We start from the raw sequence: 21,932 nt of genomic DNA, 5'->3' as shown, positions 1-21,932 counted from the left end.
CCTCCCGAAGAGCTGTCAACCCTTCTCACAAAGACCGGTCTCCGTGACCCCCTTGTGACCTTATGGCGTCGAAAATTTCGACACGGACCCATTGACGCGACCTACGTGGCATGCCTAACGTCCCGGCAACCCAGTTGAAACCTTTCACGACGTCGTGAGGCCGCTCCGCCCGCGTCGTTGAGGAGCCCCCCATGACCCAACGGTCCGACACGGATCCGGCCCCCGTGCTGGCGCTCAAGGACGTCTCCAAGTCCTTCGGCGCCGTGCGCGCTCTGCGGGACGTGTCCCTGGAACTGTTCCCCGGCGAGGTGCACGCACTCGCCGGCGAGAACGGCGCGGGCAAGTCGACCCTCATCAAGACGCTCGCCGGGGTGCACCGACCGGACGCAGGTCAGGTGCTGCTGGACGGCGAGCCCACCGTCTTCCACGGTCCGGCCGACGCCCGGGACGCGGGCATCGCCGTCATCTACCAGGAGCCCACGCTCTTCCCCGACCTGTCGATCGCCGAGAACATCTTCATGGGCCGCCAGCCCCGGCGCGCCCTCGGCCGCATCGACCACAAGGCCACGAACGCCGCGACCCTGGCCCTGATGCAGCGCCTCGGCGTGGAACTCGACCCCGAGCGCCCGGCGCGCGGCCTGTCCATCGCCGACCAGCAGATCGTCGAGATCGCCAAGGCGCTCTCCTTCGACGCCCGTGTCCTGATCATGGACGAGCCGACCGCCGCCCTCACCGGCAGCGAGGTGGCCCGCCTGTTCGGCGTCGTCCGCACCCTGCGCGAGCAGGGCGCCGCGGTGCTGTTCATATCGCACCGGCTCGAGGAGATCTTCCAGATCTGCCAGCGGGTCACGACCCTGCGGGACGGCGCCTGGATCTCCAGCGAGCCGCTGGACGGCATGAACGAGGACGACCTCGTACGACGGATGGTCGGGCGCGATCTCGACGAGCTGTACCCCAAGCAGGAGGTGCAGGCGGGGGAGGTGGCGCTGAGTGTGCGCCGCCTGACCCGCGAGGGCGTGTTCACCGACGTCTCCTTCGAGGTGCGGCGCGGCGAGATCGTCGGCCTCGCCGGACTCGTCGGCGCCGGCCGCACCGAGGTCGCCCGTGCCGTCTTCGGCGTCGACCGCTGGGACGCCGGCGAGGTGGAGGTCGACGGCAAGGCGCTGACGAACGGCGCACCGTCCACCGCCATGGCCGCCGGGCTCGCCCTGGTCCCGGAGGACCGGCGCGCTCAGGGCCTGGTGATGGACATGTCCATCGAGCGCAACATCGGCCTCACCGGCCTGCGTACGACCGTGAAGGCCGGCCTGATGGACCGGGGCGCCGAGCGCAGCCGCTCCCTCGACTGGGCGGTCAAGCTCCAGGTGAAGTACGCGCGCATCGCCGACACCGTCTCCACCCTGTCCGGCGGCAACCAGCAGAAGGTCGTCCTCGCCAAGTGGCTCGCCACCGACCCCAAGGTGCTGATTGTGGACGAGCCGACCCGCGGCATCGACGTCGGTACGAAGGCCGAGGTGCACCGGCTGCTCAGCCGGCTGGCCGCCGACGGCGTAGCCGTCCTGATGATCTCCTCCGACCTGCCCGAGATCCTCGGCATGGCCGACCGCGTGCTCGTGATGCACGAGGGCAGGCTCACCGCCGAGATCCCACGCTCCGAAGCCACCGAGGAATCCGTGATGGCCGCAGCAACCGGGAGGGCCGCCGCATGACGGTGACCGCCCCCAACCCCGCGCCCGCAGCAGAAATACCCAAGTCCAGCGGCACCCGCCTGGTCGACCGCGTCTTCAAGATGCGCGAACTCGCCATCCTGGTCGTCTTCCTGGTGATGATCGCCATCACCCAGGCGGGCAACAGCGAGTTCCTGTCCGAGCAGGGCATCAAGGACCTGCTGCTGAACGCGACCATCCTGGTGCTGGTCGCCACGGGCCAGTCGCTGGTCGTGATCACCCGGAACGTCGACCTGTCGGTCGGCTCGACGCTCGGCATCAGCGCCTTCGCGGCCGGTACCTATCTGCAGGGCGGCGGGAACTCCGTCGTGGCGATCGTCCTGGCGGTGCTGCTGGGCGTGGTCTTCGGCCTGGTCAACGGCCTGCTCGTCAGCCTCGGTCAGGTGCCCGCGCTCGTCGTCACCCTCGGCACGCTCTACATCATCCGCGGCATCGACTCGATCTGGGTCGGCTCACGGCAGATCACCGCGGCCGATCTCCCCGGCGGATTCGTCGACTTCGGCTCCGGCGGCATCTCTGCCGTGCCGTGGCTGGCGCTCATCGCGCTGGCGGTGCTCGTCGCCACCGCGTACTACCTCAAGCACTTCGGCAGCGGACGCGAGCTGTACGCGCTCGGCTCCAACCCGGAGGCCGCGCGGCTCGCCGGCATCCCCGTCCGCAAGCGGATCCTGGCCGCGTACACGTTCTGCGGGGGCCTGGCCGGCCTCGCGGGCGCGCTGTATCTGGCGCGGTTCGGGAACGTGGACTCCGGCACGGGCAACGGCTACGAACTCACCGTGGTCAGCGCGGTCGTGGTCGGCGGCGTCGTCTTCACCGGCGGCTCCGGCAGCGTCTACGGAGCCGCCCTCGGCGCGCTGCTCCTGACCTCCATCAACAGCGTGCTGCCCGCCCTCGGCGTCAGCTCCGTGTGGGTGCTCGCCATCAACGGCATCCTGCTCATCCTCGCCATTGCCGTGGACCGTGTGGTCGCACTGCGGGTGGCGTCCGCCCTGAAGAAGAGGAACGCCCGCCATGGCTGACTCGCCCCTCGCGCGCGCCGTCCGCTGGGACACGGTCGTCGGCGCCCTCCTCATCGTCGTACTGCTGCTGTCCTTCGGCTTCGTCGACGGCTTCGGGAACGCTCTCAACCTGTCGTTCCTGATCGGCAACACCCTGCCGATCGCGCTCATCGCCCTGCCCATGACCCTGCTCGTGGTCTCCGGCGAGATCGACCTGTCGGTCGCCTCCACGGCCGGTCTGTCCGGTGCAGTGATGGGCGCGCTGTGGAACCAAGGGATGTCGATCGAGACGATCATCCCGCTGTGCCTGCTGCTCGGCGCGGTGTGCGGCCTCGTCAACGGCCTGCTCGTCACCCGGCTCGGGCTGCCGTCCCTCGCCGTCACCATCGGCACGCTCGCCGCCTACCGGGGCATCGCGCAGATCGTGCTCGGCTCGGACGCCGTCACCGACTTCCCCACGCAGTACCTGGACTTCGCGGCCGGACGCATCGGCGACACGTTCATTCCGTACGCGTTCCTGCCCTTCCTGGCCCTGCTGGCGATCGCCGTGGTCGCCCTGCACGCCACCCCGTTCGGGCGCTCGCTGTTCGCCATCGGTGCCAGCGAGGAGGCCGCACGCTTCGCGGGCATCCGCGTCAAGCGGCAGAAGCTGATCCTGTTCACCGTGACCGGGCTGATGGCCTCGCTCACCGGCATCTTCTGGGCGCTGCACTACGCCAGCGCCCGCTACGACAACGCCACCGGACTCGAACTCTCCGTCGTGGCGGCCGTGCTGCTCGGCGGCATCGACTTCGACGGCGGCAAGGGCACGCTCGGCGGCGCGATCGCGGGAGTCTTCCTGCTCGGCGCGCTGCAGAACGTGATGAGCCTCGTGAACGTCTCCGCGCAGTCCCAGATCGTCGTCACCGGCGTTCTGCTCGTCGTCTCCGTGCTCGGCCCGCGGGTCACACGGCAGATCTCCGTAGCGAGGGCGGGCCGCAGAGCCGCCTCGACTCCGACCTCGTAACCGCTCCGCTCACCCCGTAAAGGACCTCCGCCATGCGCAAGTCTTCGATCCGCCGTACCTGTGCGGCCCTCGCCGCCGTCACCTCGCTCGCCCTGGCCGCCACCGCCTGCGGCGGCACCACCAAGAACGACGTCAAGGACGACGGCGGATCCACCGCCAGCGCCGGCAAGGCCGACCCGAACGCGGCCCTGAAGAAGGGCCTGACCGTCGGCTTCCTGCCCAAGCAGGTCAACAACCCCTACTTTACCTCCGCCGACAAGGGCGGCGAGGCCGCCCTCAAGGAGCTCGGCTCCAGCTACAAGGAGGTCGGCCCGAGCAGCGCCACCGACACCTCCGGCCAGGTCTCCTACGTCAACACGCTCACCCAGCAGCAGGTCGACGCGATGGCCGTCTCCGCGCAGGACCCGGGCGCCCTGTGCACCGCCCTCAAGCAGGCCATGAAGAACGGCATCAAGGTCGTCACGTACGACTCCGACACCAAGGCCGACTGCCGCAACGCCTTCGTGTCGCAGGCCAGCGCCGAGGACCTGGGCCGCACCGAGGTGCAGCTGCTCGCCGAGCAGATCGGCTACAAGGGCGAGATAGCGATCCTGTCCGCGGCGCAGACCGCGACGAACCAGAACACCTGGATCGACTACATGAAGGACGAGCTGAAGGACCCCAAGTACAAGGACATGAAGCTGGTGAAGGTGGCGTACGGCAACGACGACGCCCAGCAGTCCTTCCAGCAGACCCAGGGCCTGCTCCAGGAGTACCCGAACCTGAAGGGGATCATCTCCCCGACCACCGTCGGCATCAAGGCCGCGGCCCAGTACCTGTCCGGCTCCAAGTACAAGGGCAAGGTCAAGCTGACCGGCCTCGGCACCCCCAACGACATGCGCAAGTACGTCAAGAACGGCACCGTCGAGGGGTTCGAGCTGTGGGACCCGGCCAAGCTCGGCGAGCTCGCCGCCCGCACCTCCGTCGCCCTGGTGTCCGGGCAGATCACCGGCAAGGAGGGTGAGACCTTCAAGGCCGGCGACATGGGCACCTACACCATCGGCAAGGACGGTGTGATCAGCCTGGGCAAGCCGACCGTGTTCGACAAGAAGAACATCGACCAGTTCAACTTCTAGGACCAGCTTCCAGGGCCGGCTTCCAGTACCGACTTCTAGGACCCGGAGGGTCGTTGATGCAGCGCGTGTGCTTTCTGCTGAAGGTCCGGGCGGACCGCCTCGACGAGTACCGCGAGCGGCACGCCGCCGTGTGGCCCGAGATGCTGGAAGCCCTCTCGGCCACCGGCTGGCACAACTACACGCTGTTCCTGCGCGAGGACGGCCTGCTGGTCGGCTATCTGGAGACCGAGGACTTCGCGGCCGCCCAGGCCGGTATGGAGGCCACCGACGTCAACGCCCGCTGGCAGGCGGAGATGGCGCCGTTCTTCGAATCGTTGGACGGCGCCCGGCCCGACGAGGCCATGAAACCCCTCACCGAAGTGTTCCATCTTGCCTGACACGCCCCCCACCTCAGGAGCATGCGGACATGAGAAGACGAACCTTGCTGGCCACCGCCCTCGCCTCGGGACTGGGCACCGTGGCAGTCACTAGCACGGCACGCGCCGCCGATCCCGGCCCCTCGGTCACCCTGACCGGCAACGCCACCCTCGACTCCCAGGCGATCTTCTTCGTCTCCTACGACGGCCTGGTCAACAACAACTCGTTCCAGAAGAACGGCCTGTTCACGTACAAGGGCTACCAGTACGCCGCCTGGTACACGGCCGACCGCAACGCCGTCGTCGGTCGCCGCGTGCTCGGCGCGAGCACCTGGTCGACCGTCAAGGTCGGCCACACGCTCCGCTACAACGACTCCCACAACGTCATCTCCATGGGCGTCTCCAAGACCGACGGCCGGCTGCACCTCAACATGGACTCCCACAGCGACGGCTTCACCTACGTCAAGTCCGTGGCCGGCCTCCTCGACAACCCCTCCGGGCTGAGCTGGACCGCCAGCCGCTTCGGCGCACCGCAGTCCACCCTCGACGGACTCGCCCTCACCTCGCAGTTCACGTACCCGCAGTTCATCTCGACGCCCGAGGGCAGGCTCCAGCTCAGCTACCGCGTCGGCATCTCCGGCAACGGCCGCAACGCGCTCGCCGAGTACAACGGCACCTCGTGGACCAACCTCGGCGAGTGGACCAGCTCCACCGGCACGTACACCAGCGAGCACGGCTCCAGCACCGCCCGCAACATGTACCTGCACGGCATCGACTACGACAAGAACGGCCGGCTGCACTCCTTCTTCACCTGGCGCGAGCAGAACGGCGCGGTGATGTGCAACAGCGGCGGCATCACCAACCACGACACCGGCTACGTCTACTCGGACGACCGCGGCCGCACCTGGCGCAACAACGCGGGCACCGTCGTCGGCACCACCGGCGGCTCCGACAAGGTCGCCGTCACCGACGCCGGACTCGTCGTCGACCCCCTCAACCCCGACCACTCGCTGATGAACCAGGAGAGCCAGTTCACCGACTCGGCCGGCCTGCCGCACGCGATCATCAGCTATGTGCCCGGCCGCTTCGGCCAGTGCACCACCAACTACGTCACCGACCGGACGACCAACGGCCGCGTCTTCCACGTCCGCAAGAACTCATCCGGCACCTGGCAGAAGACCGAGATCCCGGTCGCGCTGAACTCCAGCCAGCGCACCAAGCTGATCCTCGACAAGTACGACAACGCATACGCGATCTTCCCGTTCGGCCGGATCGCCGGCGCTTCCAAGTCCTCCGGGTACACCGACTGGAAGCTCCTGTACGACGGCAGCGGACTGAACGCCTTCGGCGAGGTCGTGATCGACGAGATGCGGGTCTCGCAGGACGGGGTCCTGTCGTTCATGTACCAGGAGAAGTCCAGCGGTACGACACCCTCGCCGCTCCATGTCGTCGACTTCCGGCTGCCGTCATGACCGGCGCTTTCACCGGGGGCGCGAGTAATCTTCGCGCAGGTAATGTGAGGGCATGCCCGCCGCTCCTCGTCCCCCGGGAGGTCCCAGCCTGATGGCCCAGTCGGTGGGTATCAAGGACGTCGCCCGCGCCGCCGGAGTCTCCGTGGGCACGGTCTCGAACGTCATCAACCGTCCGGACACCGTCGCATCCGAGACCCGGGCACGGGTGCTGTCCGCGATAGACCGGCTCGGCTACGTGCGCAGCGAGTCGGCCCGCCAGCTGCGGGCCGGCCGCAGCCGGATCATGGGCCTGCTCGTCCTGGATATGGGCAACCCCTTCTTCGTAGACGTCGCGCGCGGCGCCGAGCGCGCCGCGCGGGACGCCGGTCTTGGCGTCATGGTCTGCAACAGCGCGCAGAGCGCGGGCGAGGAGGCCGACTATCTGTCGCTCTTCGCCGAGCAGCGGGTGCGCGGCGTGCTGCTGACGCCCGCCGACGCGACCGGGCGCAACATCGAGACGTTCCGCCGCCACGGCATCCCGTTCGTGCTCGTCGACCGGGTCGCCGAGGGCACCACCGAGTGCTCGGTGTCGGTCGACGACGTGGTGGGCGGCGCGCTGGCCGTACGGCATCTCATCGACGCGGGGCACCGCTCCATCGCGTATGTGAGCGGGCCGCCCGGACTGAACCAGGTCAGGGACCGCCGGACCGGCGCCCTCAACGCGCTCGCCGAGGCCGGTCTCGGGCCCGATGCGCTGCGCGAACTGCCGACCGAGCGGCTCGACGTGGCCGCGGGCCGGGATGCCGGAGCCCGGCTGCTCGGGCTCGCCGAGCGCCCGACGGCCGTGTTCTGCGCCAACGACCTGCTCGCTCTCGGCGTACTGCAGGCCATGTTCGCGGCCGGAGTGAGCGTGCCGGACGATCTGGCGATCGTCGGCTACGACGACATCGAGTTCGCGGCCGCCGCGGCCGTACCGCTCACCTCCGTGCGCCAGCCCGCGGTGACCATGGGCGCGCTCGCCGCCGAACTCCTGCTGGAGGAGACGGAGGCAGAGACCGCGTCGGCGCCGCACGAGCACAAACGGGTCGTGCTCCAGCCGGAGCTCGTGGTGCGCCGCTCCAGCCTGTCCACGCGCTGACGTCGGACAGGGCGGTCACTTCCACGCGCTGGCGGTCACTTCCAAACGCTGACGTCGGGCAGGGCGCTCACTCCGACGGCAGGCGGGTGCCGCATCGGCTGCAGTACAGGGCGTCGCGCTCCGACGCGAGGCGCCCGCATTCGGGGCAGACACGGTGCAGCAGGCAGGTGGCCTCGCCGCCCTCCGGCTTCGGCTCGGGCTCTGGCCGTGCCTCGGACTCCGGCCGCGACTCCGGCTCCTGCTGCGGCTCGGGCTCGCGCCCCGGTGCGGCCGAGCGGATGGTGAGGCCGGGCCTGCGGCGGTGCACGGTGAGATAGGCCATGCCGTCCGGACCCGCCGACAGCGCCCGGCGGGTGCCGCGCGGCAACCACGTCACGCTCCCCGGTCCCAGCGCCTGCCGTTCGCCCTCGGCGTCGAGTTGCCCGCCGCCGGCGGCCACGTACAGCAGGACGTCGAGATCCGGCTCGGCATGCGCGCCGACTTCGGCCCCGGGCGCCAGACGCACCACGTTCGCGTCCAACTGCCGTCCCGCGGCAGCCAGCCGCCACACGGCGCCGCCCCGCTCCGCGGGCGTCTCATCGAGCAGATCGGCCATCCGGGCGAGCACGCCGGGTTCCGATTGGGGCGCCACCGATTTCCTCCCAAGTACAGCAAGTACAGCCTGCGCGGAGGCGGATGTTACCGGGAGTCCGGGGGGTGCTTCGACCAGGGCGCACGCATAGGCTCCCGATCATGGCCGAACCGCAGCCCGCCCCGACTACCGAACCGCAGCCCGCCCCGACCACCGAACCGCAGGGCGCCCCAACCACCGAACCGCAGCTCGAACCCATGCCCACCGACTGGCAGCGCGCCCTCGCCGTCGTGGCCCACCCCGACGATCTCGAGTACGGCTGTGCGGCAGCGGTCGCCGGATGGACCGACGTCGGCCGTGAGGTCGCGTACGTCCTGGCCACCCGCGGTGAGGCGGGCATCGACACGTTGGAGCCCGCCGAGTGCGGCCCGCTGCGAGAACAGGAGCAGCGGGCGAGTGCCGCCGTCGTCGGGGTGTCGAGTGTGGAGTTCCTCGACCACAAGGACGGCGTGATCGAGTACGGGCTCCGGCTGCGCCGGGACATCGCTGCGGCCATCAGACGCCACCGGCCCGAGCTGGTGATCACCCTCAACCACCGCGACACCTGGGGCGGCGTCGCCTGGAACACGCCCGATCATGTCGCCGTCGGGCGCGCCACGCTCGACGCCGCGTCCGACGCCGGCAACCGCTGGATCTTCCCCGAGCTCGCCGACCAGGGCCTCGAGCCGTGGAACGGGGTGCGCTGGGTCGCCGTCGCCGGATCCGCCCAGCCCACCCACGCCGTGGACGCCACGCCGGGCCTTGAGCGGTCCGTACGCTCCCTGCTCGAGCACCGCACCTACATCGAGGCGCTCACGAACGAGGACCCGGAGACGTACTGCCGCACCTTCCTCCTCGGCAACGCCGAGGCCACGGGCCGGCGGTTCGGCGGGAAGCCCGCGGTGGCGTTCGAGCTGTTCAGCCGCTGAGGCCTTTTCAGCCCCTTTGCACCCGCTGAGGTCGCGGCGGGCGGCGCTCGTGCTGCCAGCGGCCTTCTCGGTTCCCGCACCTCACGCGACGCGTGACGGACGCGACTGTTCCCACACACCCAAGCAACTGCTTAGTATGCGACTCTCAGCTCGGTTCTACGAACAGTCCCGTGGAGGGCCCGCATGCAGGCATGGCACGTGCACGAGAACGGCGAGCCGAGGGAGGCGATGCGCCTCGAGGAGACGGCCGAGCCGGTACCCGGGGAAGGGCAGGTGCTCCTCAGGGTGCGGGCCGCGAACGTCAACTTCCCCGACGCCCTGCTGTGCCGCGGGCAGTACCAGATCCGGCCCGCGCTGCCGTTCACACCCGGCGTGGAGATCTGCGGCGAGACCGAGGACGGCCGCCGCGTCATCGCGAACCCCGTCCTGCCGTACGGCGGTTTCGCCGAGTACGCCGTCGCCGAGGCGGCCGCCGTGCTGCCCGCGCCCGACGCGCTGGACGACGCCGAGGCGGCGGGGCTGCACATCGGCTACCAGACGGGCTGGTTCGGCCTGCACCGACGCGCCCGCATCCAGGCGGGCGAGACGCTGCTCGTGCACGCGGCCGCGGGTGGCGTCGGCAGCGCGGCCGTGCAGCTCGGGAAGGCGGCGGGCGCCACTGTCATCGGTGTCGCGGGCGGCCCGGAGAAGGTGAAGGTGGCCCGCGAGCTCGGCTGCGACCTCGTGCTCGACCGGCACACGGACGACGTCGTCGCCGCCGTCAAGGAGGCAACCGGCGGCCGGGGCGCGGACGTGATCTACGACCCGGTGGGCGGCAACGCCTACGCGCAGTCCGCGAAGTGCGTGGCCTTCGAGGGCCGCATCATCATCGTCGGCTTCACGAGCGGCACGATTCCGACGCCCGCGCTCAACCACGCACTCGTGAAGAACTATTCGATCCTCGGCCTGCACTGGGGCCTGTACAACACGAAGGACCCGCAGGCGGTGCTCCACTGCCACGAGCAGCTCACCGAACTCGCCGCGAAGGGCGCGATCAAGCCCCTCGTCAGCGACCGTGTGCCGTTGACGGCCGCGGCCGAGGCCGTGCAGCGCGTCGCCGACGGTGTCACGACCGGTCGTATCGCCGTGGTCCCGGGGCTTGAGGACGGTGCGATCGCCTGACGGACGCAGCCGGACTGCACCGTCGCGCACAGGACCCCTGCGCGACGGCACAGCCCGCGCCATGCAGGGCGCGGGAGCGGCTACCGGCGGCGACAGTGGAACTCTGCATGAGTGGGGCGGGGAAAGGCACAGGAGACGATGTCGAACCCGGCTCGCTGCAGCATGCCCTCGATGATCCAGTTGTAGGTGGAGAACTCGTCGCGGACATGGGCTTCGAAGTCGGCCCTGGTGAAACCCTCGCCGTCGGGGCGGCTTGCGGCGTCGATCCATTGCCGCAGGTGCGTCTCCGCGCCGGCCGGCTCGAAACTGAAGATCACATCCCACAAATAGAAGGCCCCGCCAGGACGGAGCATCCCGGCCGCGTTGAGAAGCGCCTGCTGTTTCCAGAAGTCCGGGAGTTGGTGCAGGGCCGACTTGGTGGTGACCACGTCGGCGAGCGGGCCGCGGTGGGCGTAGTCGAGGAAGCCGGTGCGGTGCCAGTGCGGCGCCACACCGAACCGGTCGGCCCGGGCCTGAGCGAAGGCCAGCATTTCCTCGGAGACGTCCACGCCGTGCGCGACGGCCCCGCGCCGCGCGGCCTGGACGACCAGCGAGCCGGTACCGCACGCCAGGTCGACCAAGTGGGTGTCTTCGGTGACGCCCAGGCGGTCCAGCAGCGCGTCGTCAGCGTGGGGATCGGTGCCCTGATTGCGGTCGTAGACGGCGACCGCGGCCTTGCTGCCCAAGTCGACGCCTACCGGCGCGTATTCGGGGAAGTACCAGGCTGGACGGGGATGTGTCGTGTCGCTCCGTGGCATGCCCTGTTTGTAGGCTCCCAACAGGCCATGCGGCAACGGTAACTTACGCACCGCGGCGTTGCGGAAGGTGAAAGGTGCAGGACCACGACCAGTACCGGCTCTTCCTCCACCTCGCGGAGACGCTCAGCTTCACCCGCACCGCGGCTGACTGCCACGTCAGCCCCGCCACGCTGTCCCGGACCGTGCAGCGGCTCGAGGCCGCCACCGGACACCGGCTCCTAGACCGCGGCCCCCACGGAGTGTCCCTGACCACGCACGGCCGCGCCTTCCGCCGGTACGCGGCCGAAGCCCTGGACCTGTGGGCCCGCTACAACAACGACGACACAACGGGCGACGAACTCACCGGGCACCTGCGCGTGTTCGCCTCCGTCACCGCATGCCACAGCCTGCTGCCCGACCTGCTCACCCCGCTGCGCACCGCACACCCGCGCGTGCGACTTTCCTTACGCACCGGTGACGCCGCATCCGCCCTTGCCCTCCTCGACCAGGGCGAGGCCGACCTCGCCGTCGCAGCCCTCCCCGACCGCATTCCCGCCACGCTGCTCGCCCGGCAGATCACGCACACCCCGCTCGTCCTCGTCCAGGCCGGCACCGCCCCGGCAAACGAGGAATTCTCCACCACCGATGAGCCCTTCGTCCTGCCCCGGCAGGGGCTCGTCCGCGCCGCCGCCGACCAGTGGTTCCGAAACCTGGGCATCCATCCGCACATCGCTGCCGAAGCCGACGGTCACGAAGCCCTGCTCACCCTGGTCGCCCTTGGCTACGGCACCGGCATCATCCCCGACCTCGTCCTGCAACACAGTGGCGTCCGTGCCAGACTTCGAGTGGTGACCACCCCGTCCAGCCCCGGTCGGCTCGCCATCGGGGTCTGCATCCGACGGGCCGATGTGCACCGCCCCCTCATCGCCGCAGCCTGGGCAGCAACCGAACCCGGGGAACGTCCGCGGGCAGTGCGCTAGTGGTCAGCGTCTTGCCAGGTCAGGACCCGCCCGGTTACGCGATCTCCAAACCTACGAAGCACTTTCGATTCCGGCGGACTGATTGTTCGCCATGAGGAGTGCCACGCCGTCGAGGAGACACCCCAGGCCGTACTCGAACAGCGACTGCACGCTGACGTCGACGTCGGGCCGGTGCCTGACGGCGGCGAAGGCGGGGAGCGCGCCGCCGGCCAGGAGGGCGGTCATCGCACCTTCTTGGCTGTCCAGCCATTCCTCGCCGCTCATGCCGGTGTCCCGGGCAGCCTGCTCCTCGCTCTCCAGGTCGGCCGCTGTGCCGCGGACGTAGCCGAACAGGCTGATGGCGGTGTGGAGCCTGGTGTTGTCGTCGAGTCCGTGTCCGTCGAGGGCGCGGAGTGCCCAGTCGATGTGTCGCATGCCGCCCAGGGCCGGCAGGGGTTGGGAACTGCTGGCGGTGTGCTGAGGAGTAGTGAGTGTTGGTGAGTACGGGTGAGCGCCGGGCAAGCGGGTGTGGGTCGGGGCTGGTCGTCTGGCCATGCGCTGGAGGCTTGCTTCCGCGGTGCGTGCCCTGGGGCCCCTGGAGGCGAACAGAGTTTCTTAGGTCGAATGGGTGACCTTTGCGGGTGGCGGTCGTTGAGTGCCGTGACGGGATCGTCGAGCTGGGGGTGGTGAAGGGGTGGGCGGAGTCCGGGCGCTGGCGGCACCCTTCGTGGTGCCGGGGCCTGCGGGTGTGGCCATCCGGGATCGGCTGCGCGTCTCCGAAGCGGACGCGGCCGTGCTGCGCGAGGTCGGCGCCTTCCTCGGCTCGCTGGCTGCGATGGGTGCGGTGCAGCTTCCATTGGGTCCGGGTGGAGAGTTCGAGCTGTGCCCGCTAGTCCTCGCCCAGTTCGGGCAGGGGCTCTTCCGCGACGGCGGCGTCGGCCATCAGCGTGATGAGCTCGTCCTTGTTCCGCACGTGCCGGTTGAGGGACATCGTGGCCACGTCGAGCTCGGTGGCGATGCGCCGCATGGTCAGCGCGGCCAGTCCCTCGGCGTCGGCGATCCGGATCGCCGTCCGCACGATGCGTGCGCGGGCCGGCTCGTCCGAGGTGTCCTCCCGCGGCGCACGGGGTGAGGCCGGACAGGCTCAGTCGGGCTGCTCGCGTCGCCCGGCTGGGGGCGAGGCGACCACCGTCCCGACGCCTGGTACGGCGCACACAAGTCCGTCCTGCCGCAGTGCCGCCAGAACCTTCGTGACCGTGGCGATGGCCACGCCCCATCGCTGAGCGATCTGCCGGGTCCGTCACGGAACACCAGCAGGTAGGCCGGCAAGGCGCTGAGCACTTCTTTATGGGTGCACCAACCCAGGAGATGCTCGACATCATTGCCGCCAACGCACCCGAAGCGTCAGGGGAGACGGTCCGGCTCAAGGACTACCCGCCCGCTGCCCAGGCCGGGTAGCCGTGCAGGCCGGGTAGCCGTGCGGCGCGAGGCGGTTGGAGTTGTCGGCGAACAGCTCACCTCGGTGGCTGCGCCAGCGCTCACGCCGGCCCCCGACGTCTGGGCCCAGCCTGCTAGTCGCTCGCCTTGCGGCGCAGATACGCTCCCGCGCGTGCCGCGGCCTCGGCGGCTTCGGCAGCCTGGTCTGCGGCGGCTTCGTCGGGGCTGTCTCCGCTGGTCAACAGGCGGTAGTAGAGGGGGGCGGAGACGGCACGGATCACCTCGTGCGGGTCGGTGCCCTCGGGCACCTCACCCCGGTCGATGGCCTGCTCGACGCAGGGTGCCCACTCGTTGATGCGGATGTCGTAGAAGCGGCGCAGGGCCTCGGCTGTCTTCGCGTCGCAGGTGGCGGCCGCGATCACCGCTTTGAACAGCGCCCCCTGCCGCGGGTCGGCCAGGGTGCGCTGCACGAGCCGGGCGTTGGCCTTGAGGTCGCCAAGCAGCGAACCGGTGTCGGTATGTGGCAGTGACTGTTCGGCCATGTCGATCAGGAGATCACCCACCAGGCCGGTCACCGTCCCCCAGCGGCGGTAGACGGTCGTCTTGCCCACCTCGGCGCGGCGTGCGATGTCGGCGAGGTCCAGGTGGGCGAAGCCCTGCTCCGCCAGGGCGTCCCCGGCCGCCTGCAGCACCGCCGCCCGCACCCGCGCCGTGCGTCCGCCGGGACGGACGGTTCCCGGATCCGCACCCTCGATCCCCATAACGGGACTCCAGTTTCGTTAGTCGCTCGTTCCTGCTACGTTGATAGTACAAGCTAACGGAACTCCAGAACCGTTAGTTAGACGGGTGAAAAGTGAAGGGAACAGCCATGGAATTCAGGCGGCTGGGTGCATCCGGCCTCAAGGTCCCCGCACTGAGCTTCGGCACCGGCACCTTCGGCGGCCAGGGACCGCTCTTCGGCGCCTGGGGCAACACCGATGCCCACCAGGCACGCCGCCTCGTGGACATCTGCATCGACGCCGGGATCACGATGTTCGACTCCGCCGACGTCTACTCCAGCGGCGCGTCCGAGGAAGTGCTGGGCAAGGCGATCCACGGCCGCAGGGACCGGGTGATCGTGTCCACCAAGACCAGCCTGCCGATGGGCGATGGCCCAGGCGATGCAGGTTCCTCCCGTTCGCGCCTGATCACGGCCTGCGAGAACGCCCTGCGTCGGCTCGGCACCGACTACATCGACGTGTTCCAGTTGCATGCATTCGACGCCGGCACGCCGATCGAGGAAGTCCTGTCCACTCTCGATGATCTCCAACGCGCAGGAAAGGTCCGCTACCTGGGCATCTCCAACTTCTCCGGCTGGCAGGCGATGAAGTCCCTCGCGATCGCAGAGCGGTACGGCCGCCCGCGCTACGTGGCACATCAGGTCTACTACTCGCTCATCGGCCGCGACTACGAATGGGAACTCATGCCCCTGGGGCTCGATCAGGGTCTCGGGGCAATGGTCTGGAGTCCGCTCGGCTGGGGACGGCTCACCGGCAAGATCCGCCGCGGTCGGCCGCTACCGGCCGACAGCCGACTGCACCACACTGCCGAATACGGTCCGCCAGTCGAGGACGAACACCTCTATCGCGTGGTCGACGCCCTCGATGAGATCGCACAGGAGACCGGCAAAAGCATTCCGCAAATCGCCATCAACTGGCTGCTGCAGCGCCCGACCGTCTCCTCCGTCATCATCGGCGCCCGCGACGAGGAGCAGCTTCGCCAGAACCTCGGTGCCGTCGGCTGGACACTCACTCCCGACCAGATGGCAAAACTCGACGCGGCAAGCAGCACGACAGCGCCCTACCCGTACTTCCCCTACCAACGTCAGGAAGGCTTCGCACGCCTCAACCCACCTGCGTGGTCCTCCTGATCGCGACCTTGGCCAGGGCGAACAGTAGCGCGGAGACCCAGTAGCCCAGCGACATGCGTTCCGCGACCAGGTCGCCTGCTGCCGTGCCGAGAGCGAAGGTGAACAGCACCGCCAGCCAGTAGAACGACTCGCGGCTTGTGGTGTCGATGCTGTGGATGGACAGAGTCCGCTCGCGCCGGTACCAGACGACGAAGACGACCGCGAGGACGATCGCGAACACCGTGGTGCTGTCCTCCAGCGGTACGCCCATGTTGTCGGTGAGGTTGTCGCTGATCAGGGTGCCGACCACGCCGATCAGAGCGACAGCGAGCCAGTACACACCAGCGCGGTAGGCGGTCGTACGGCACTGGACGACCAAGACGATGGCGAGCAGGGCGCTCATCAGCACCGACACACCCGTCAGGCCGAGGCTGGCCTTCTCGTTGAGCAGGTCGGCCGCGGTCTCGCCGACCGTGGTGCACAGCACCTTGATGATCCAGAAGTAGACGGTGACTTCGGGCACCTTGTTCCAGCGGAGGCGATGTGCGTGCCGGGCGGGGGCATTGCCGCCCTGTGCGGCTTCGGGAGTCTCAGAGATCTCGTAGGTCATGAGGCCCGACCGTGTCAGCGGTTACCTGAACGCATCCTGACTGCCGCGCGCTCCTTCGCTCGGGCGCACTGCCCCCGCGTCCTGCGGATTCCCAAGCACCACCGCCGCGGCCGGCACGCCGAATTGTGCCCGGCCAGCGCTCCTCACTCCGCTTTTACCGCCATCTCGCCGACGGCTTACCTCGTTGGACCAGCGTGTACCGCGTGGTTGAAGCGTCCCGTCGTGCGGCGCCGTCCGGGCGTTCGCGGCTGCCGTCGATGTGCCACACACGCGCTCGTGAACAGACGAAGGGGACACCATGACCAGGACAAACCTCGAGGCCAGCGCCGTCGCCGCCCCATGACCTCGGTTCGCCGGCTCCACGACGACGGAGACGCCTCCGACGACGCTCTGAGCGATCTCACCGACGCCCTGCCCGATAACGACGACGAGAACGAGGGCGAGTACACGGGGCGTCTTGTGGAGGACTTCGAGGAGGCCGACGACGCGGCCTCCCTTCGCGAGACGCTGCGCGGCTATTTCGAGTGACCCGCCCCGTACCTCTGGCGGGCAAAAGCAACGAAACCACCTGGAGAGAGAACCACGTATGGCCCGGAACAGCGCCCCCGGCAAGCCGCGATTCAGCATCGTGATACCCGTCTACAAGGTGCAGGGCTATCTGCGCGAATGCCTGGACTCCGTGCTGACTCAAGGCCTCACCGACTTCGAGGTGATCGTCGTCGATGACTGCTCCCCTGACGCCTCCGGCGCGATCCTCGACGAGTACGCGGCCCGTGACCCGCGCGTGGTGGCCGTCCATCTGGACCGCAACGGCGGCATCGGCAACGCCCGCAATCTCGGCGTCGAGCTCGCCCGGGGCGACTACCTGCTCTTCCTCGACAGCGACGACACCCTGACCGCGGACGCCCTGCACTTCATGGAGCAGCGGCTGGCGGAGTCCGGTGATCCGGACATCCTCCTGTTCGACCACGTGCGCACCTACTGGTGGAACATGGTGCAGCCGAGCGCCACCGCGCAGCTGCTCGAGGAGTCGCGCGACGAGGTGTTCCGGCCCGCAGACCGGCCCGAGCTGTTCAACCTCTTCGCGGTGGTGTGGAACCGGCTGTTCCGCCGGGAGTTCTTCACCGGCAGTGGCCTCACCTTCACCGACGGGCTGTACGAGGACGCCCTGGTCGTCTACCTGGCGATGCTCACCGCTCGGACCGCCGCCTGCCTGGACCGGGTCTGCGTGGAATACCGGCAACGCAGGCAGGGCAATTCGATGAAGACGCCCGGCCGCGAGCACTTCACCATCTTCGAGCAGTACCAGCGGTTGTTCGACTTCCTGGACGCCCACCGCGAGCTGGACGCTCTGCGGCCCGTTCTCTTCCAGCGGATGGTCAGCCACTTCCTCTACACCCTCGCCCGCTCCTCCCGTGTCCTGCCCTCGGACCGCAGGGAGTACTTCAAACTCGCCTCGGCGATGTACAGGGCTCATCTGCCCGCCGGTTTCCAGGTGCCCGACGGGCTGCTCGGAGGCAAGTTCAGGGCGCTGAACCTTGGGTCGTACGCCGCTTTCCAGAGCGCCAAGGCGGTCAATTACACGCGGGTGAAGGCGCGGAAGGCGATCAAAAAGGCCAGGCGTACGGTCGGAAAACGCCTTCAGGCGGCTTACTACCGGCTTCAACGGCGGCTGCCCATCGACGAGCACCTCGCCGTCTACACGGCGTACTGGAGCCGGGGGCCCGCCTGCAATCCGCTCGCCATCTACCTCAAGGCGCAGGACATCGCGCCGGGTGTGAACGGGGTGTGGGTCGTCCGGGCCGATGCGGTGGGGGAGGTGCCTGAGGGCATGGACCACGTCGTCCTGGGCAGCCGCCGCTACTGGCGCCTGATGGCCCGGGCCAGGTTCCTCATCAACAACGTCAACTTCCCCGACGACATCGTCAAGCGGCCCGGCCAGACACACCTGATGACCCATCACGGCACCCCCCTCAAGCGTATGGGCCTGGACCAGCAGCGCTTTCCCGCGGCCGCGAAGGGGATGAACTTCCGCCGGCTCCTGGAGCGCGCGGACCGCTGGGACTGCAGCCTGTCTTCCAACCAGTTGTCCACGGAGCACTGGGAGCGCGTCTACCCGTGCGCCTTCACCTCGCTCGACTCCGGCTATCCGCGCAACGACGTGTACTTCACGTCGACGTCGCAGGACGTCGCCCGGGCCCGCGAACGGCTCGGCATAGCCCCCGGCACGACGGCGCTGCTCTACGCGCCCACCGTCCGTGACTACCAGACCGGATACGTGGCGGCGATGGACCTCGCGAAGGTCGCACGCGCCCTCGGCCCCGGCTTCCTCCTCATGGTCCGTACGCACTACTTCTACGCCCAGGACCCGCGGCTCGCCCGACTCCAGGAGCAGGGCGTGGTGCTGGACGTCTCCCGGCACCCGAGCGTCGAGGAACTCTGCCTGGCCTCGGACGCCCTGATCACCGACTACTCCTCGATCCAGTTCGACTACGCCTGCCTCGACCGGCCGATCATCACCTACGCCGACGACTGGGAGACGTACGTCAGGTCCCGCGGTGTCACCTTCGACCTGCTCTCCGGCAAGCCCGGCGAGACGCCGGGCGCCGTCGCCACCACCGAGGACCAGCTGATCGAGCTGCTGCGCGACGGATCCTGGGACAACGAGCGCACGACCGAGCTGCGCGCCGCGTTCCGCCGGCGGTTCTGCCACTACGACGACGGGCACGCCGCCGAGCGGGTGGTACGCCGAGTACTGCTCGGGCAGGAGATCACGCCGCCGCTACGGCCGACCGACGGCCACCCCCGGGTGCCCGCACCCCGGCCCGCCGAGACAGGGAATCCGCCCTTCGGGTCCCGTGGTGAGGACGCGGACGGGCCCCGCAGTGAGGACGCGGACGGCTCGATGGTGCTGCAGCCCTGACGGCCGGTACCCGTGCCCACCTTGCCGCCTCGGCCCTTAAGCGTAGGACCCGACACCATGACCGCCATCGCACCGAACGCGCCCCCACCCGCGCCACGCTGGACCGCCCACCCCGCCCCCTGGCTGGCCCTGGTCGCCGTCGGCTACTTCGCCGCCCAGGTGCTGTTCGTCGTCCCGCGTCTCGGACACGCCCTCGGCTGGGACGAGGCTGTCTACGTCTCGCAGGTCGACCCCCGCCACCCGGCCGCGTACTTCAGCGCTCCCCGCTCGCGCGGCACCAGCCTCCTCCTAGCCCCGGTCGTCGCGGTCACCGGCTCCGTCGCCGCGATGCGGGTGGTACTCGCGCTCTTCTCCTCCATCGGGCTCTGGGCGGCCTACCGGGTGTGGGGTCCGCTGACGGGGCGGCGGGCCGCGGCTCTCGCCGCACTGCTTTTCGCCGGGCTGTGGGTGACCCTGGCCAATGGACCGCAAGCCATGCCCAACCTGTGGGTGGCGTTCAGCGCGGTCGGCGCCGCCGGATGGTTCCTGCGCGCTCCCGCCGAGCGCCGGGCCCGCTGGTGGCTGGCCGGCTGCCTTGCCGCCGCCATGCTCTTCCGCTTCTCCGACGGCGTTTGGCTCGCGCTGCCACTGCTGACGGCCGCCGCGCTGGTACGTCGCCGACGGCGGACGCTGCCGTGGATCATCGGCGGCGTGGCATCGGGCGCCGCGGAGTGGACCGCTGAGGCGTACGCACGCTTCGGCGGCATCGGCGGGCGGCTGCAGCAGTCGTCCGCCAACGAGGGCGGAATCGGCCTGCACCTCAACTTCGGCAACGCCTGGCGCAGTCTGGACGGCCCGCAGTTGTGCCGCCCCTGCCACGCCCATCTGGGACACTCCGAACTCGGCCTGTGGTGGCTGGCGTTGCCCCTGCTCGTGGCGGTCTCGCTTGTCGTCGAAGTCCGCCGCGGACGTGGCGAGGCGGCCGCCGTACCCATCGCCTGCGCGGCCGCAACCGCCTTCCCCTACCTCCTGCTCATCACGTACTCCGCTCCCCGCTTCCTCCTCCCGGCCTATGCGCTGCTGTCGCTCCCGGTCGCCGTTCTCGCCTGCCAGGCGGTACGCAGCGCCCGCACGCCGGCCCTGGTCGGAGGCCTCATCGCCGCCGCCGTCGCCTTGCAACTCGTCGGCCAGGGACTGGTCCTGCAGCACACCACAGCGCAGACCGCGCGGGTCGCCGCTCTCTACGAGACGGTGGGCAAGGATCTGCGCGGCCTCGGTGTCCACCCGCCGTGCCTGGTCGCAGGCACGTTCGCGCTGGCCCCGGCGTATGACGCAGGGTGCGGTTCGCCACAGACCCTGGGCCGGCATGCGGACGCCCTCCTCATCCGCCGCAGCACCCGCCGCCCGCGCTATACCCGCGGCTGGACCCCACACCGCCTCCCGGGCACCACCTGGTCGGCGTTCCTGCCGCGGTCCTGACACCGAGGGCTGCGTCATCCAGCGGGCAGGGTGATCACGAATCTCGCGCCGGGGGAGTGTCCGGGATCGTAGGACACCTCACCGCCGACGGAGCGGGCCAGGCGTCGCGCCAGCGGCAGCCCCAGGCCCGCTCCGCCGTGTCCGTCGTCCGGGTCGGCCCGCCTGCCGGGCTGGAAGAGCTGCCCGGCGAACGCCGGCGGCACGCCGGGGCCGTCGTCCGTGATGTCGATCCGTACGCCCCGTACGCCGCCGGGTTCGCGGCCCGTACGAAGGGTGACGCGCGACCGGGCGTATCGCAGGGCGTTGGTCATCAGCGGGCTGACGATGCGTTCGAGGAGGGCCGCCTGGACTCCGGCCTCCAGATGCCCGTCCTCGCTGCCGATGGCGACGGTCACGTGGTCGGGGACGCCCACCTGTTCGGCGATGCGGTGCAGTGTGGGTAGGACCGCGGTCGTGCCGGGGGCGGCGGATACGTCGTCACGGGCGTTGTTCGGCAGGGTGTCGCAGATGGTGCACGGCCGCGGTGACCGCGCCGCCGGACAGCCGCAGCGCGGTGGCACCGTCCGCGGCGGGCACCGTGGCGAAGCCCTCGTCACGCAGGCCGCGCAGCAGCACGTCACGCAGGGCGTGATCGTCCTCGACGACCAGGATCTTGTGGCTCATGGTCCTCCATCGTCTCTGGAGCTGTGCCTGCGCCATGTGTCGCACGCGCCATGCGCTCGGTGCGTTGCGTGGGTGTTGCCGTACGTCCGCTGAACTCCCCGGGCAGCCACCGGGCCACGGCACACAGGCACAGCCCCAGCCAGCCGGCGCCGAACAGCCAGCCGCCGGCGACGTCGCTGGCCCAGTGCACGCCGAGATACACCCGGGTCAGTCCGACGGCGGCCGCCCAGTACACGGCGAGCGCGCATGCCGTACGGGCGAGGGCCGGTCCCGCGCGGCGGGTCGCCGCCCAGCACAGCAGTCCGGCGACCAGTGCCGAGGTCGTGGAGTGGCCAGAGGGGAAGGCGAAACCGGAGGCGTGCGCCGCCCAGTCGGTGCGGGCCGGGCGGGCACGCGCGAACAGTTCCATCAGGCCGGTGCGGACCAGCTGCCCGTGGCCAGGAAAGGCAGCCGCAACGGCCCGCAGCCGTTCTCGGGTGGTACGCCCAGCGATCGCCCCGGCCGCCACGGCAAACAGATAGGGCCAGACCCCCGTTCCCGTGTCGGTGATGCCGCGCGCCAACGCCACGACGATCGGCGGCTCGTGCCCGAGGGCCCAGGAGTGGGCAGCCTGGTCACCTGACAGTGGCGCACCATGGCGTATGCACACCACGGCCGCGAGGGCGGCGAACAGCAGTACACAGGACGAGACGAGCAGCAGCGGCCCGCGTCCCACCCACCTGGCCAC

Annotated in this window: 22 protein-coding genes and 2 pseudogenes; 14 read left to right on the top strand and 10 right to left on the bottom strand. The window is 69.7% G+C overall.

Translation table 11 applies throughout. The annotated features are described in order from the left end of the window. Positions 1 to 191: 191 nt before the first annotated feature. The 7 genes from ABT009_RS07470 (at position 192) to ABT009_RS07440 (ending at position 7,791) form a co-directional block, all read left to right on the top strand. A complete protein-coding gene (locus ABT009_RS07470) occupies positions 192 to 1,709 on the top strand; it encodes a sugar ABC transporter ATP-binding protein (RefSeq protein WP_351290611.1) in 1,518 nt (505 codons plus the stop codon). Next, complete coding sequence (locus ABT009_RS07465) at positions 1,706 to 2,746, top strand: ABC transporter permease (protein WP_351290609.1); 1,041 nt, start codon at positions 1,706 to 1,708, stop codon at positions 2,744 to 2,746. Before ABT009_RS07470 ends, ABT009_RS07465 begins: the two co-directional genes overlap by 4 nt. Then, positions 2,739 to 3,731: an ABC transporter permease gene (locus ABT009_RS07460; protein WP_351290607.1), complete on the top strand. Its 993-nt coding sequence runs from the start codon at positions 2,739 to 2,741 to the stop codon at positions 3,729 to 3,731. Before ABT009_RS07465 ends, ABT009_RS07460 begins: the two co-directional genes overlap by 8 nt. Positions 3,732 to 3,763: 32 nt before the next feature. Further along, entirely contained in the window at positions 3,764 to 4,846 is a 1,083-nt protein-coding gene (gene rhaS, locus ABT009_RS07455; RefSeq protein ID WP_351290605.1) for a rhamnose ABC transporter substrate-binding protein, read from the top strand. Positions 4,847 to 4,902: 56 nt separating this feature from the next. Then, positions 4,903 to 5,223: an L-rhamnose mutarotase gene (locus tag ABT009_RS07450; protein WP_351290603.1), complete on the top strand. Its 321-nt coding sequence runs from the start codon at positions 4,903 to 4,905 to the stop codon at positions 5,221 to 5,223. A 29-nt stretch (positions 5,224 to 5,252) separates the two neighbouring features. Further along, positions 5,253 to 6,674 carry a BNR repeat-containing protein gene (locus ABT009_RS07445; RefSeq protein ID WP_351290601.1) on the top strand — a complete coding sequence of 474 codons (1,422 nt, stop codon included), beginning with the start codon at positions 5,253 to 5,255 and terminating at the stop codon, positions 6,672 to 6,674. A gap of 91 nt (positions 6,675 to 6,765) precedes the next feature. Further along, the gene (locus ABT009_RS07440; RefSeq protein ID WP_351290599.1) at positions 6,766 to 7,791 is read left to right on the top strand and encodes a LacI family DNA-binding transcriptional regulator; all 1,026 of its coding nucleotides are present in this window, start codon (positions 6,766 to 6,768) and stop codon (positions 7,789 to 7,791) included. A 67-nt stretch (positions 7,792 to 7,858) separates the two neighbouring features. Here ABT009_RS07440 and ABT009_RS07435 read toward each other — a convergent pair whose 3' ends face one another. Continuing rightward, complete coding sequence (locus tag ABT009_RS07435) at positions 7,859 to 8,422, bottom strand: cupin domain-containing protein (RefSeq protein WP_351290598.1); 564 nt, start codon at positions 8,420 to 8,422, stop codon at positions 7,859 to 7,861. Between the two features lie 197 nt (positions 8,423 to 8,619). Here ABT009_RS07435 and ABT009_RS07430 point away from each other — a divergent pair, with 197 nt between their 5' ends. Further along, positions 8,620 to 9,330, top strand: a complete 711-nt coding sequence (locus ABT009_RS07430; RefSeq protein WP_351291304.1) for a PIG-L deacetylase family protein — start codon at positions 8,620 to 8,622, stop codon at positions 9,328 to 9,330. Positions 9,331 to 9,513: 183 nt separating this feature from the next. Continuing rightward, positions 9,514 to 10,491 carry an NADPH:quinone oxidoreductase family protein gene (locus tag ABT009_RS07425; RefSeq protein ID WP_351290596.1) on the top strand — a complete coding sequence of 326 codons (978 nt, stop codon included), beginning with the start codon at positions 9,514 to 9,516 and terminating at the stop codon, positions 10,489 to 10,491. A gap of 80 nt (positions 10,492 to 10,571) precedes the next feature. On the opposite strand, the gene ABT009_RS07420 is transcribed toward ABT009_RS07425, so the two are convergent. Then, the gene (locus ABT009_RS07420; RefSeq protein WP_351290594.1) at positions 10,572 to 11,288 is read right to left on the bottom strand and encodes a class I SAM-dependent methyltransferase; all 717 of its coding nucleotides are present in this window, start codon (positions 11,286 to 11,288) and stop codon (positions 10,572 to 10,574) included. Positions 11,289 to 11,362: 74 nt separating this feature from the next. Between ABT009_RS07420 and ilvY the strand changes: the two genes are divergently transcribed. Continuing rightward, positions 11,363 to 12,247, top strand: coding sequence for an HTH-type transcriptional activator IlvY (gene ilvY / locus ABT009_RS07415; RefSeq protein WP_351290592.1), 885 nt, complete (start codon positions 11,363 to 11,365; stop codon positions 12,245 to 12,247). A gap of 51 nt (positions 12,248 to 12,298) precedes the next feature. Here ilvY and ABT009_RS07410 read toward each other — a convergent pair whose 3' ends face one another. The 4 genes from ABT009_RS07410 to ABT009_RS07395 all read right to left on the bottom strand — a co-directional run bounded on the left by ABT009_RS07410 (position 12,299) and on the right by ABT009_RS07395 (position 14,424). Continuing rightward, positions 12,299 to 12,661: a TetR/AcrR family transcriptional regulator C-terminal domain-containing protein gene (locus ABT009_RS07410; RefSeq protein ID WP_502989831.1), complete on the bottom strand. Its 363-nt coding sequence runs from the start codon at positions 12,659 to 12,661 to the stop codon at positions 12,299 to 12,301. Between the two features lie 454 nt (positions 12,662 to 13,115). Further along, the gene (locus tag ABT009_RS07405) at positions 13,116 to 13,304 is read right to left on the bottom strand and encodes a TetR family transcriptional regulator (RefSeq protein WP_351290588.1); all 189 of its coding nucleotides are present in this window, start codon (positions 13,302 to 13,304) and stop codon (positions 13,116 to 13,118) included. Positions 13,305 to 13,370: 66 nt separating this feature from the next. Continuing rightward, a complete protein-coding gene (locus ABT009_RS07400; RefSeq protein WP_502989830.1) occupies positions 13,371 to 13,496 on the bottom strand; it encodes a hypothetical protein in 126 nt (41 codons plus the stop codon). Positions 13,497 to 13,797: 301 nt separating this feature from the next. Beyond that, entirely contained in the window at positions 13,798 to 14,424 is a 627-nt protein-coding gene (locus ABT009_RS07395) for a TetR/AcrR family transcriptional regulator (RefSeq protein ID WP_351290586.1), read from the bottom strand. 107 nt (positions 14,425 to 14,531) lie between these two features. Between ABT009_RS07395 and ABT009_RS07390 the strand changes: the two genes are divergently transcribed. Next, positions 14,532 to 15,572 (top strand): aldo/keto reductase, encoded by a 1,041-nt coding sequence (locus ABT009_RS07390; RefSeq protein WP_351291300.1) that lies wholly within the window; start codon positions 14,532 to 14,534, stop codon positions 15,570 to 15,572. On the opposite strand, the pseudogene ABT009_RS07385 reads toward ABT009_RS07390, so the two are convergent. Next, positions 15,571 to 16,161 (bottom strand): annotated as a pseudogene (locus ABT009_RS07385) (COG4705 family protein); the annotation flags it as partial. The gene ABT009_RS07390 and the pseudogene ABT009_RS07385 sit on opposite strands and share 2 nt — an antisense overlap. A 339-nt stretch (positions 16,162 to 16,500) precedes the next feature. Between ABT009_RS07385 and ABT009_RS07380 the strand changes: the two are divergent. The 3 genes from ABT009_RS07380 to ABT009_RS07370 are packed head-to-tail and all read left to right on the top strand — an operon-like array spanning position 16,501 to position 20,542. Beyond that, a complete protein-coding gene (locus ABT009_RS07380) occupies positions 16,501 to 16,689 on the top strand; it encodes a hypothetical protein (RefSeq protein WP_351290584.1) in 189 nt (62 codons plus the stop codon). Positions 16,690 to 16,747: 58 nt separating this feature from the next. Further along, positions 16,748 to 19,084: a bifunctional glycosyltransferase/CDP-glycerol:glycerophosphate glycerophosphotransferase gene (locus ABT009_RS07375; RefSeq protein WP_351290582.1), complete on the top strand. Its 2,337-nt coding sequence runs from the start codon at positions 16,748 to 16,750 to the stop codon at positions 19,082 to 19,084. A 57-nt stretch (positions 19,085 to 19,141) separates the two neighbouring features. Then, positions 19,142 to 20,542, top strand: coding sequence for a glycosyltransferase family 39 protein (locus ABT009_RS07370; RefSeq protein WP_351290580.1), 1,401 nt, complete (start codon positions 19,142 to 19,144; stop codon positions 20,540 to 20,542). A 14-nt stretch (positions 20,543 to 20,556) separates the two neighbouring features. Here ABT009_RS07370 and ABT009_RS07365 read toward each other — a convergent pair whose 3' ends face one another. From ABT009_RS07365 to ABT009_RS07355, 3 genes and pseudogenes are all read right to left on the bottom strand, one after another. Continuing rightward, positions 20,557 to 20,955, bottom strand: a complete 399-nt coding sequence (locus ABT009_RS07365; RefSeq protein WP_502989829.1) for a sensor histidine kinase — start codon at positions 20,953 to 20,955, stop codon at positions 20,557 to 20,559. A gap of 100 nt (positions 20,956 to 21,055) precedes the next feature. After that, positions 21,056 to 21,205: pseudogene (locus tag ABT009_RS07360) on the bottom strand (DNA-binding response regulator); the annotation flags it as partial. After that, the gene (locus tag ABT009_RS07355) at positions 21,159 to 21,932 is read right to left on the bottom strand and encodes a phosphatase PAP2 family protein (protein WP_351290578.1); all 774 of its coding nucleotides are present in this window, start codon (positions 21,930 to 21,932) and stop codon (positions 21,159 to 21,161) included. The gene ABT009_RS07355 and the pseudogene ABT009_RS07360, both read right to left, overlap by 47 nt.

This window comes from Streptomyces sp. NPDC002896 (assembly GCF_040295225.1).
Taxonomy (GTDB): domain Bacteria; phylum Actinomycetota; class Actinomycetes; order Streptomycetales; family Streptomycetaceae; genus Streptomyces.
This window is presented reverse-complemented; position numbering and strand designations above follow the sequence as displayed.